Genomic DNA, 9,906 nt, shown 5'->3' on the forward strand with positions numbered 1-9,906 from the left:
CCACGCATAACACTCCAGCTGCTCCCGCCTAAAAGCGGGATTGTTGCACGACTGGGGTGGTCAGTTTTGGACGCTGTTCCACCCCGTCAGCTGGTCACTTTTGCACGCTGTTTTACAGCCAGAACATGGAACCGCGCATCGCCGAAAGCTTGTCGTACTTTGACACCATCTCTTTGGACGCACTGAACACCAAGGCTGCCATGCTGGAGCGGCTGGACCAGAAATACATTATCCCCGCCACCCGCCTGCGTCCGGCCTTTGATGCCTTCCGAGACATCTTTGAAGTGCTGGAGATTGATGAGAACGGCGGTGCAAAAGTTGGCCACGGTAGCGGCGGGATAGTCCTGCTGCGGGCGGCGTAAAAACCGGCCACTTTGCTCTTCATGCACTGTATGGAGGGCTTGGAGATCTACACCGTGGAACTTTACCTGAAGGTTCGTCTGGCCTGTGCCGACGGCATGAGCAAGCGCGCTGCGGCGCGTCATTTCAACATTTCGCGCGACACTGTCGATAAGGCCACGGCATTTTCGATCCCCCCCGGCTACCGGCGGACGGTTCCTGTCAAGCGGCCGAAGCTGGATGGGTTTATCGAGATCATCGATAGCTGGCTCGACAGCGACAAGGATGTCCATCGCAAGCAGCACCATACAGCCAAGCGTGTATTCGACCGTTTACGGGTAGAGCATGGATTCACCGGCGGCTAGGAGCCTTGATGCTCCAGCACCATGCGGACGGCGCGCGCCCGCATCTCGGGTGAATAACGGTTTGATGTCTTACTTTTTTCCATAGCCCTCATCCTTAGTCAGGTTGAAGGTCTCCGGCAAACAAGGGGCGGTTCATGTGGCCGTCCTGAACGGCTTCACCGCGCTCGGCATACCCGTCACTGAAGCCGTGGGATGAGTCCGTCCGGGGAAAGGGTAACCTCGGTCATCAGACGATTTGTGCAACAGAGCCTGGCCGAAGTGAAGTCGCAGGCGGTTTTGATCGAGAAGCTGCGGCACCAATTGGCGGGCCATCGTGCCCATCGGTTCGGGGCCTCGTCCGAGACCGCCGATCAGTTGCAATTGGCGCTGGAGATGAGCGAGATCGCCATCGCAGCGATGACCGCCAGACTGCACCTGCCAGAGAACGCACCGGCCGATAAACCGAAGCGCAAACCGATCCCAGATCATATCCCACGCTTGGAGGTCGGACTAATCCCGGCCAACACGGCCTGCACCAATTGCGGCGGCAAGCTGCGCCGGTTGGGTGAGGATGTGACCGAAGAACTGGAATGCGTCCCCGGCCGCTTCATCGTGAACCGCATTGTGCGGCCCCGGATGGCCTGCTCGGGCTGCGATTGCTTCACGCAAGCCCCACTGCCGTCGCGACCGATCGAGCGCGGCAGGCCGGGGCCGGGGCTGCTCGCTCATGTGCTGGTCAACAAATATGCCGATCACTTGCCGCTCTACCGTCAAAGCCAGATCTTTGATCGCGACGGGCTCGACATCGACCGCTCGACACTGGCTGACTGGGTTGGCAAATCCACCGCCCTGCTGGCACCACTGGCCGACGCCATCGGGCGGCATGTGCTGGCGGGTCAGGCGATCTTCGCCGACGACACCCCCGTCGCGATGTTGGCCCCCGGCACCGGCAAGACCCAAACCGCCCGGCTTTGGGCTTACAGCCGCGACGAGCGCCCGTGGGGCAGCGCCATCCCGCCCGCCAGCTGGTATCGGTTCTCATCCGACCGCAGAGGCGAACACCCGAAGGATCATCTCTCCGAATACAGCGGCTGGATGCACGCTGATGGCTATGCCGGGTTTGAAGACCTGTATCGCCATGGCGCCATCCGCGAGGTCGCCTGCATGGCCCATGTCCGGCGCAAGTTCGTCGATGTGCACAAGGCCCAAGGCTCGGCCATCGCCGACGAGGCCATCAGGCGGATCGCCGGACTCTATGCAGTTGAGAAAGTGGCACGGGCATTACCCCCGGACAAACGGGTCGAGATCCGCCAGGTCGAGGGAAAACCCGTATTCAACGGATTGGAGGTTTGGCTGAACGCCCAACTGCCCAGAATATCGGGCAAAAGCCCTTTGGCCGGCGCGATCCTCCATGCCCTTAGCCGAATGGCGCGGATGCGCCCCTACCTTGACCACGGCATCCTGGAGATCAACAATAATACCGCCGAGCGCGCCATGCGGCCGATCGCTTTGGGCCGCAAAAACTACCTCTTCGTCGGATCGCAAACCGGTGGCAAATCCGCCGCCATCGCCTACACCCTGATCGAGACCGCAAAGCTGAACAGCGTCGACCCGCAGGAATGGCTGGCCGACACCCTGGCCCGCATCCCAGACTACAAGATCACCCGCGTCGATGATCTCTTGCCGTGGAACAAAACGAGGTAGAGCGGTCAGACCGAACGCTTACTATCGACCTGCTCTAGACGCCGGTCCTTCGACACACCCACAATCGCCTGTCACAGGCCATGAAAAAGGGGCACCAAACCGCCCCTTCCTGCACAACCATCATCAGATCAAGCGAAGTTGGATTTGCGGCGCTTGCGTGAAATCCCCAAAACGCCCAATCCAGCCAGCAAGAGCGGCAGGGAGGCGGGCAGCGGGACAGCGGCAACGGTCGTGCCGATACTTACCACACCCGAAAAATGGGCACCGGAGACATTCCACTCGGCAAAGCCGACTGACACGGTTTGACCCGGCACAGTAAAGTCTGCGCAATCGCCGTTGTCAATACACCAGAAGTTCTGCGACGAACCAAAGTCCGGGTTTTGAAACGCTACAAATCCCGACCCTGCATCGAAATCGAACAGCAGATCTGTGACGGTTGCGAAAAATGCCGAGCCTTCTATATGCACCTCAGAATTGCTGAACCCATTCAGAAAAAACGAGCCCAGAGTGTCGGTAAGAGTGAGGCTCCAGTTAAGAATGTTGGATGTTCCGATGACTCCGATGGCCCCATCGGTTTCGATCGTTCCGCTGACGCCGCCGCCACCAAAGCTTTGGTTCACCGTGTACGTCGTCGCATTGGCCATCCCAGCCGTCGTCAGAAGAACAGCCAGTGCTCCCAAAATCTTTGTTCTGACTATCATTATTCAAAGCTCCTGATGATGTTGCTAAAAAATTTCAAGTTCGTCGGAGATCGAAGCCTCCGATTCTCCGCGCTAAAAGCACACAATAACCGTAATTGCGCAGATCAGCCATTGCAAGAATTTTCAGAAAGAGGATCATTTCTCCCATGTTCTTGACTATGTTATGGTTTACTGGTCTCGAGTGAGGCCATGCAGACAAACTACGCAGTCTAAGCCGACATTCCCCAAGTGGGCTACCGCTCGACCGCAAGAGTGCCGGATTTTGCCTGCCGATCAAGTGTTTCGTGCCGCAGACGGCGCGCGGCATTAATCTGAACTGTCGCATGGGTCCGGAGCGGCCCGGGATCGCGCCTCAACGTTCCGTGTTGGACCAGTTTTTCAGTGCGCCGGGCAAAACTGTCCTGCAGCTTTCGTTCGGGCACTGTCAGAGCAAAACTCTTGTGCGGGCAGGTGCGCTCGCCTAGCCTCGGCGAATGACAAAAGCCAGCCCGTTCCGGTACTTCAAGACCAGCCCCGAGATCATTCGCCTCGCGGTAATGATGTATGTCCGTTTCCCGCTTTCTCTGCGCAACGTCGAGGACCTGCTTCACGAACGCGGGGTCGAGATTAGCCACGAAACTGTGCGGTTTTGGTGGAACAGGTTTGGGCCGTCGTTCGCAACTTGGACCGGCCGGAAATCTGCAATTGAAATCACTTTTCATTAAATTAAATCCATTGCTCCCCAGAGTTGGGATGGATGCCGCTCTCTCCCCAACGGCGTCGCAATACGCCATGCTTGTGATGCAGAAGTCACAAGAGAAACGAGAGGGCAGGCAGAACCCCTGGATCGCGGCATCCGAGAACACAGACGGGCGACCAAGGCTTCCGTCATGCGGCGCGAGCCAGGTTATGCCCCTATCCAATCAGATCAGAAGCGACCCGCGCTTGCGAAGCGCCGCAGTGTAGCTGGACCAGTTCGTGGTGCGGTAGCGGGCGGGTGATGGATTGCTCTTGCACTCCGTCTAACCGCATAGATTCACAATGCGAATCCTCTGCGGACAGAGTTCTGTAACAACGCCACGCACATGGCCCTTCGCCACATGTTTTCACAATTAAGAAGCGCTTTGCTCCCTCGGTAGACTCTGTTTTTCAGCCGTAGAGCGAAGCAAACTCTGTCGAGTCAAGCTAGCCTCTCCGCGAAGCCAATCGAGGAACCGCTGCAACTGCGGCCGCAGGGTGCCATGTGCCGTGACGGTCAGAACATAGGGCATCGGCGCGACAAGGCTTTGTTGTGTCGGGTAAGGCAGCACGATGCGCTCCCTCTCCAGGTCCGCTTCCACCAGCGACAGCCCGCAGATCAGAAAGCCAACATTCTGGCGCACCGCCTCCAGCGCCAATCGGGCGTGTCGGTAGTGCACACCACGCCCGGCACCTTCGCGGCGATAGCCGAACCGTTCCACCCAATGCGGCCAACCGGGCCGTTGCGGATCGTCGCGTTGTGCCTCCAAGTGCAGGAAGGGCATGCCTTCCAGCGGCATCTGCGCGTCCCAATCCGCGATCCGGCGCAAATTGTCCGGACCCGTCATCGGCAAGAGGTGATCGCGGAACAATTCTTCGCCGCGGCCGGGATCTGTGTATTCGATCCGACAATCAGGCGCGCCAAGCCGGAGCGGGATATCTCCAGCCCCGTTGATGCAAAACAGGATATTTGGGTTCTCCACACGGAAAGCAGCCAGACGCGGCAGCAGCCAAAGCTCTGACCAGTCGGGGTCTGCCACGATGTGGATCTCGGCCACGCGCTGGAAATCAAGGTTTTCAGTGACCCTGTCGAGCGCTGCAAAGGCCGCCTTGAGGTCGGTCAATGCGTGATCCAGATCGACTGTTGGCTTGAGGCCCGACCGGCGCCGCAACAGAAGGTCGCGGCCCAGATAGTCCTCCAGCGACCTGATCCGCTGGCCGACTGCGGCGGGTGTGATTCCCAGTCGGTCAGCGGCACCGGTCAGAGACCCGACCCGGATGGCCATTTCCAAGGCCTGTAGCGACTTCAGATGCGATGCAGCAGTCATCGCTAAAGCGTAGCTTTAGTCCAGCAAATTTTCAAGGTAGATCCCGAAGCCTGCCTTTAGCGGGCTAAAGAACATGTGGTTATGATGTTCATGAGTTCAGGGCTAAACTGGACGCACGTCATCAACGGGAGGAACCCAAATGGCCATTCTCAAACGATACATGATCGAACGCGACATTCCCGGTATCGGGAATTTTTCCGTCACCGAACTGTGCGGCGCGGCGCGGGCGTCCAATCAGGCCCTCAGCACCATCGGGCCGGCGATCCAGTGGCAGCACAGCTACGTCGCCGGCAACAAGACCTTCTGCATCTATCTTGCCGACGGCGAGGATTCGATTCGCAAGCACGCGGAGCTGAGCGGCATCCCGATTGCGAAAATCACCGAAGTGCCGCAGATCATCGATCCGCTGACGGCCAACAACTGATCCTGTGGGCAAGCGGCTGCCCCACCAGCCGCCCGCTCACCGATGCCTAGAAAAAACCGCCCTGCTGTGCTAGACTGCTGAATGGGTCAAAGGGACTCACCATGAAAGGGGGACAGAATGACGCCTTGGGAAATTGACGCGCTTGAACTTGCCAACTGCAACTGCGCCTTCGGTTGTCCGTGCCAGTTCAACGCGCCGCCGACCGACGGCACCTGCGAGGCCGCGGTCGGGTTCATTATCAGCAAGGGCCACTATGGCGACGTGAATCTCGACGGAGTGAAGTTCGGTATGACGGCCAAGTGGCCAGCAGCGATCCATATGGGCAACGGGACGATTCAGTTGATCGTCGACGCCGGTGCCTCACCCGAACAGCGTGCAGCGGTCGAAGCCATCGGTACGGGTGGCGATACCGAAGACATGGCCACATTCTTCTGGGTGTTCGACAAGATGGCCCCCAACCGGCTTGAAACCCTGTTCAAGCCGATCGATCTGGCCGTCGACCTTGAAGGCCGCACCGGGCATGTCAACATTCCCGGCGTCTTCGATCTCAAGGCCGAGCCGATCCGAAACCCCGTGACGGGTGCCGAACACCGCGCACGCATCAACCTGCCGAACGGTTTTGAATATCGCCAGGCCGAAGTAGCGAGTGGAACAACAACGACCTCGGGCGACATTTCGTTGACCAAGAACCATGGCACGCACGCACATATTTGCCGGGTCTACATGACCGGCAAGGGCGTCATCAACCACGCGGCCTGACGAGCGATGTCAGATGTCCGGCTCACAGACCGAATTCTCCGCCACGATCGGCGCATCGTGGCGGCGGCGCTTTTCCTTGCTGTCGCTGTCGCTGCCAAGTTCATCCTTGCAGGCGGCGGGACAGGCATGTCCGCCATCGGCATGACCGCCCACACCGGCCCTGCGGGTGCGCTGATCGCCGGTACGCCAGACATGATTTCACCGATGCACTGGACGCCTCGTTACGCGCTGGTGATCTTCGTCATGTGGTGGCTGATGATGGTCGCCATGATGGTGCCAAGCGCTGCCCCGACGATTCTGCTCTACGGTGCGCTGAACCGAAGTCGGAGTGTCGCGGCACCGCTGCTGTTCGCGTTCGGCTACCTCACCATCTGGGCCGCATTCAGCGTGATTGCCACCGCTTCGCAAGGCATGCTTGCCGCGCTTGGCCTGATCTCTCCGATGTTCATGTCGCTGGCCACGCCTTGGCTTGGTGCCGCAATGCTGGTTGGCGCGGGCCTGTACCAGCTGACGCCGCTCAGGGCCGCGTGCCTGAACCATTGCCGCGGCCCGGTCGAGGCGCTGACCCGCCACCGCAGGACAGGCAGGGCTGCAGCCTTCCGAATGGGTCTGCTGCATGGCGGCTTCTGCCTCGGCTGCTGCTGGGCCCTGATGGCGCTGCTCTTCGTCGGTGGGGTGATGAACATCTGGTGGATTATCGGGATCACACTCTATGTTGCCGTCGAGAAGCTGGTGCCCGGCGGGAATCGTCTGGCCCGTCCCATGGGTGCAACTCTAGTCCTCGCCGGTCTGTCCTTGTTACTGCAAAACTTTGATGCGGGTTGACCGGCAGGCTCGACGAGTTTCCCGCAAGCTGCCATTTATTGATTTCATTGACATTTTCGCAGAGAAGGTTCGACGGCAGTCGCGTTCCCTCCGCCAATATCTCCAGACAACATATTGAAATTAATGCATTTTACGGGAATTGTGGTTTCACATCCCCCACATCATCCCCCACCTTGCAGAATTGGCCGTGTGTTTCGTGGCGCAAGTTCGGAAAATAAACGCCACACCTTCCCGCTTTTGCCCGGTGCGGCAATGCGCGGCGCTCGGCCTAAGACCCCATCCCCCGCGCGTGCGTAGTAGGCGGATGCAGCGCTAACACCCCATCCCCCCGCCCGCGTGTACTTCTGCCAGAATACCGCACTGCGGCGCTTGAGCCTACTTTTGCGCGTAGGGCGAAGTGTAAAGGGGCGAGGTGGTATCATCGGCAAGCTGCAAGGTCGGGAAGGCGTCAAAGAAGCGTTGTGCGTCTTGCAAGGTCCGAAAGTAAACCGCCGAAACATCCCGCGACATGCGCCCCGCCGAATGATACGCAAAGCCGCTCAGCCCAAGTTCTTTGATAAGCCAAGAATGGGGATCGATTCCCGCGCCCGAAAAGCCACTGCCCGGCACCACGATACAGACGCGGATAGGCCACGACCTATCATCAACGGCTTTTTGTGGCGTGCTTCGGCGGCTCATGGACAGGCAGTAGCACGAAATCGTGATTCCTAGGAATATCTTCTAACTGGCCGGAACCAGAGTAATGCCCACCAGTTATGATGGAACAGGTGCTGCCCGGCGCTTGCAAGTTTCTGTTGATCCGTTTTGAAGGTTTTTGGTTACGAGGCGCGCTGGAACATATCCCCCGTCCAGCGCGCCTTTTTTGCTTGTTCAGCCCCCCACACAAGGCGAAAGCCCCGCGCTGGGCGGGGCTATCACTCCATAGGCGGGGTGCGAAACCTTAGGGTAATCTTAGGGTCATACCCCAGCATTCGCCCCGGATGCGTTGAACCCCGGCGCTATTTTTCAGGCACCCCCACCAGCGCCTGAATTTCCAGAAACAGCGGCTCATATTCGGGGCAGCGATGCACCACATCGCCAGTGTTTGCCGCGAATATCTTCATCGCCAGATCGGCGGGCGTCTTTGCCGGGAAAATCATCATCGCATCCTCTGCCCGCATCATGGCTTCAAAGTGCGGGTCAGGCTCATTGTCAAAGCGCCCATCCTTGGCGCGAAGGTTTAAGGCGGCGCGGGCGGCAGTCCAGTCTGCGAACAGGCGGGCAATCTCTGACGGTGCCGGGGCCATGCCTTGCTTTGGCATCAACAGCGGTTCCCGGCGCCGCCACGCAGTGCGAGGGTCATAGAGCCATTTCAGGCTGAGGCGAAGCGCCACGGCGGCGCGAAGGGCGAGGCTCATGGCAGGGCCTCGATCTGGGAAGGCAAGCCAACAGTTTGGGCGAGTGTCATGCGCAACAGGGCGTCCAGTTGATCCATGCCCCGGATGCGGTGGCCGTTCGCGTCCACAAAGGCCAACTCGGCCACCAGATCAAGGGCGAGGCTCAGAAGGTTGGAAACATCCTCGCAACGAACAGCGATGGTGTTACGATCAAAGTCGATGGTCATTGCGCCACCTCGGCCATGCCGGGGATAAGGGTTTTCAACCCGGTCAGTGCGCCATCAAGCAGGGTGGTGACGTGAAAAGCGACGGCGGCAATCGCCTTGGCTTCATCATCCTCGGGGCTGCCAAACGCCATGCGTATGGCCTCGGCAAAGTGGCGGGCGTCGCTGATTGTGTCCATCGCATCAAGTAAGTCTTTCATCGGCTTTCCTTTGGGATTGAGGTTTTGTCGGTTAATTCGGTTTTGTCAGGCGGCAAGGGCTTCGCGGCCTTCGGCTGCCGACAGCGCGGCGCGCATGGCATCAAGGCGGGTCCAGTCAGAGCCGCGCATGGTGTCTTTGCACTCGAAGGCCCACAGATCGGCGCGCAGGCGCTGGGCAACGGTCACCCGGCCCTGAATGACGGCTAATTCATCCTCGGCATTGTAATACAAAACCTTGATCGGCGCGGCGGGCTTGCCCGTGAGAAATCCGCGCCCGGTGGCGGCGTCTATCGCCTCGGACAGCGCCAAAAGGCTCTTGCCTGTCTTAGGCGCGGCAAAGGTAACGCTCAGGTATCCCGCCGCAAAAGTGTCGCCATAGACAAACCGCAGCCGGGGGATTTGTGCCGGGTCGATCTCCTGCCATGCCTGAAAATCATAGATCAGCGGCGAGGCCCCGGCCTGCGGTGTAAAGGGGATGGGTTTGGGCAGGTTCAAGCTGCAATCCCCCCACGCAAGGAGTCATTCCAATCCATCCCCTCGGGCGCGGGTAACAGCGACACAGCCCAGCCCAGCGCATTGGCGCGCTCGGCCAATACATTGCCCGCCTGCCATCCGGCCCCGGCATCATCGGAATCCGTCGCCACAATCAATTCGCCGGGGGCGCTGGGCAGGGCGAGGGCTTTCATGCCAGAGGTGGATAGCGCCGCCCATACAGTCGCAGGACTCGCCAGAAGCCCACTTAGAAGGCTCAGGCCCGTTTCTATCCCCTCACACACCACCAGCGGCCCCGGTGCCTCTGACAACGCCATGATTCGACGCAAGCGGCCCGCGACCTTGACGCATGTGGCTTTCCACCGTCGCGCAAAAGCTGCAACCCGGGCATACGAGCCGGTGAAGCCAAGCGCCACGAGATCGGCATGCAATTGCTTTACGGTCCGCCGTTCCTTGCGAGACTTGCCAGCCTC

The 9,906-nt window shown here is 59.5% G+C and carries 13 protein-coding genes and 3 pseudogenes; 7 read left to right on the forward strand and 9 right to left on the reverse strand.

The window, feature by feature from the left end; genetic code table 11:
* Positions 1-125 precede the first annotated feature (125 nt).
* The 3 genes and pseudogenes from ACP7AP_RS23315 to tnpC all read left to right on the forward strand — a co-directional run bounded on the left by ACP7AP_RS23315 (position 126) and on the right by tnpC (position 2,387).
* A complete protein-coding gene (locus ACP7AP_RS23315) occupies positions 126-362 on the forward strand; it encodes a hypothetical protein (protein ID WP_426038197.1) in 237 nt (78 codons plus the stop codon).
* 54 nt (positions 363-416) lie between these two features.
* Positions 417-701, forward strand: a pseudogene (locus ACP7AP_RS23320) (IS21 family transposase); the annotation flags it as partial.
* A 195-nt stretch (positions 702-896) separates the two neighbouring features.
* A complete protein-coding gene (tnpC, locus tag ACP7AP_RS23325) occupies positions 897-2,387 on the forward strand; it encodes an IS66 family transposase (protein WP_426038199.1) in 1,491 nt (496 codons plus the stop codon).
* A 128-nt stretch (positions 2,388-2,515) separates the two neighbouring features.
* Here the strand turns inward: tnpC and ACP7AP_RS23330 are convergent, their stop codons facing one another.
* Positions 2,516-3,088 carry a VPLPA-CTERM sorting domain-containing protein gene (locus ACP7AP_RS23330; protein WP_426038201.1) on the reverse strand — a complete coding sequence of 191 codons (573 nt, stop codon included), beginning with the start codon at positions 3,086-3,088 and terminating at the stop codon, positions 2,516-2,518.
* A gap of 473 nt (positions 3,089-3,561) precedes the next feature.
* Here ACP7AP_RS23330 and ACP7AP_RS23335 point away from each other — a divergent pair.
* Positions 3,562-3,750: pseudogene (locus ACP7AP_RS23335) on the forward strand (IS6 family transposase); the annotation flags it as partial.
* 147 nt (positions 3,751-3,897) lie between these two features.
* Here ACP7AP_RS23335 and ACP7AP_RS23340 read toward each other — a convergent pair.
* Both ACP7AP_RS23340 and ACP7AP_RS23345 read right to left on the reverse strand, forming a co-directional pair.
* A pseudogene (locus ACP7AP_RS23340) lies at positions 3,898-4,077 on the reverse strand (IS5/IS1182 family transposase); the annotation flags it as partial.
* Positions 4,078-4,179: 102 nt separating this feature from the next.
* Positions 4,180-5,133, reverse strand: coding sequence for a LysR family transcriptional regulator (locus ACP7AP_RS23345; RefSeq protein ID WP_426038203.1), 954 nt, complete (start codon positions 5,131-5,133; stop codon positions 4,180-4,182).
* A gap of 139 nt (positions 5,134-5,272) precedes the next feature.
* On the opposite strand from ACP7AP_RS23345, the gene ACP7AP_RS23350 reads away from it, so the two are divergent.
* The 3 genes from ACP7AP_RS23350 to ACP7AP_RS23360 all read left to right on the forward strand — a co-directional run bounded on the left by ACP7AP_RS23350 (position 5,273) and on the right by ACP7AP_RS23360 (position 7,141).
* Positions 5,273-5,557 carry a DUF4242 domain-containing protein gene (locus ACP7AP_RS23350; protein WP_426038205.1) on the forward strand — a complete coding sequence of 95 codons (285 nt, stop codon included), beginning with the start codon at positions 5,273-5,275 and terminating at the stop codon, positions 5,555-5,557.
* A 117-nt stretch (positions 5,558-5,674) separates the two neighbouring features.
* Entirely contained in the window at positions 5,675-6,316 is a 642-nt protein-coding gene (locus ACP7AP_RS23355) for a DUF1326 domain-containing protein (protein WP_426038207.1), read from the forward strand.
* 6 nt (positions 6,317-6,322) lie between these two features.
* Positions 6,323-7,141, forward strand: coding sequence for a DUF2182 domain-containing protein (locus tag ACP7AP_RS23360; RefSeq protein ID WP_426038209.1), 819 nt, complete (start codon positions 6,323-6,325; stop codon positions 7,139-7,141).
* A 375-nt stretch (positions 7,142-7,516) separates the two neighbouring features.
* Here ACP7AP_RS23360 and ACP7AP_RS23365 read toward each other — a convergent pair whose 3' ends face one another.
* From ACP7AP_RS23365 to ACP7AP_RS23390, 6 genes are all read right to left on the reverse strand, one after another.
* Positions 7,517-7,651: a hypothetical protein gene (locus ACP7AP_RS23365; protein WP_426038211.1), complete on the reverse strand. Its 135-nt coding sequence runs from the start codon at positions 7,649-7,651 to the stop codon at positions 7,517-7,519.
* A gap of 488 nt (positions 7,652-8,139) precedes the next feature.
* Entirely contained in the window at positions 8,140-8,538 is a 399-nt protein-coding gene (locus ACP7AP_RS23370; RefSeq protein WP_426038213.1) for a hypothetical protein, read from the reverse strand.
* Entirely contained in the window at positions 8,535-8,744 is a 210-nt protein-coding gene (locus ACP7AP_RS23375; protein ID WP_426038215.1) for a hypothetical protein, read from the reverse strand. The genes ACP7AP_RS23370 and ACP7AP_RS23375 overlap by 4 nt, the downstream gene beginning before the upstream one ends.
* The gene (locus tag ACP7AP_RS23380; protein ID WP_426038217.1) at positions 8,741-8,941 is read right to left on the reverse strand and encodes a hypothetical protein; all 201 of its coding nucleotides are present in this window, start codon (positions 8,939-8,941) and stop codon (positions 8,741-8,743) included. The genes ACP7AP_RS23375 and ACP7AP_RS23380 overlap by 4 nt, the downstream gene beginning before the upstream one ends.
* A 45-nt stretch (positions 8,942-8,986) precedes the next feature.
* A complete protein-coding gene (locus ACP7AP_RS23385; RefSeq protein WP_426038219.1) occupies positions 8,987-9,436 on the reverse strand; it encodes an AAA family ATPase in 450 nt (149 codons plus the stop codon).
* Positions 9,433-9,750, reverse strand: coding sequence for a toprim domain-containing protein (locus ACP7AP_RS23390; RefSeq protein WP_426038221.1), 318 nt, complete (start codon positions 9,748-9,750; stop codon positions 9,433-9,435). The genes ACP7AP_RS23385 and ACP7AP_RS23390 overlap by 4 nt, the downstream gene beginning before the upstream one ends.
* Positions 9,751-9,906: the final 156 nt, after the last annotated feature.

The sequence above is a fragment of the Cypionkella sp. TWP1-2-1b2 genome (assembly GCF_049896245.1).
In the GTDB taxonomy this organism is placed as follows: Bacteria; Pseudomonadota; Alphaproteobacteria; order Rhodobacterales; family Rhodobacteraceae; genus Cypionkella.

Excerpts from the sequence above, each read along its gene's own strand:
- ACP7AP_RS23315 (WP_426038197.1), top strand. The coding sequence starts at position 126 with ATGGAACCGCGCATCGCCGAAAGCTTGTCGTACTTTGACACCATCTCT.
- tnpC (WP_426038199.1), top strand. The coding sequence starts at position 897 with ATGAGTCCGTCCGGGGAAAGGGTAACCTCGGTCATCAGACGATTTGTG.
- ACP7AP_RS23330 (WP_426038201.1), bottom strand. The coding sequence starts at position 3,088 with ATGATAGTCAGAACAAAGATTTTGGGAGCACTGGCTGTTCTTCTGACG.
- ACP7AP_RS23345 (WP_426038203.1), bottom strand. The coding sequence starts at position 5,133 with ATGACTGCTGCATCGCATCTGAAGTCGCTACAGGCCTTGGAAATGGCC.
- ACP7AP_RS23350 (WP_426038205.1), top strand. The coding sequence starts at position 5,273 with ATGGCCATTCTCAAACGATACATGATCGAACGCGACATTCCCGGTATC.
- ACP7AP_RS23355 (WP_426038207.1), top strand. The coding sequence starts at position 5,675 with ATGACGCCTTGGGAAATTGACGCGCTTGAACTTGCCAACTGCAACTGC.
- ACP7AP_RS23360 (WP_426038209.1), top strand. The coding sequence starts at position 6,323 with ATGTCAGATGTCCGGCTCACAGACCGAATTCTCCGCCACGATCGGCGC.
- ACP7AP_RS23365 (WP_426038211.1), bottom strand. The coding sequence starts at position 7,651 with ATGTCGCGGGATGTTTCGGCGGTTTACTTTCGGACCTTGCAAGACGCA.
- ACP7AP_RS23370 (WP_426038213.1), bottom strand. The coding sequence starts at position 8,538 with ATGAGCCTCGCCCTTCGCGCCGCCGTGGCGCTTCGCCTCAGCCTGAAA.
- ACP7AP_RS23375 (WP_426038215.1), bottom strand. The coding sequence starts at position 8,744 with ATGACCATCGACTTTGATCGTAACACCATCGCTGTTCGTTGCGAGGAT.
- ACP7AP_RS23380 (WP_426038217.1), bottom strand. The coding sequence starts at position 8,941 with ATGAAAGACTTACTTGATGCGATGGACACAATCAGCGACGCCCGCCAC.
- ACP7AP_RS23390 (WP_426038221.1), bottom strand. The coding sequence starts at position 9,750 with ATGGCGTTGTCAGAGGCACCGGGGCCGCTGGTGGTGTGTGAGGGGATA.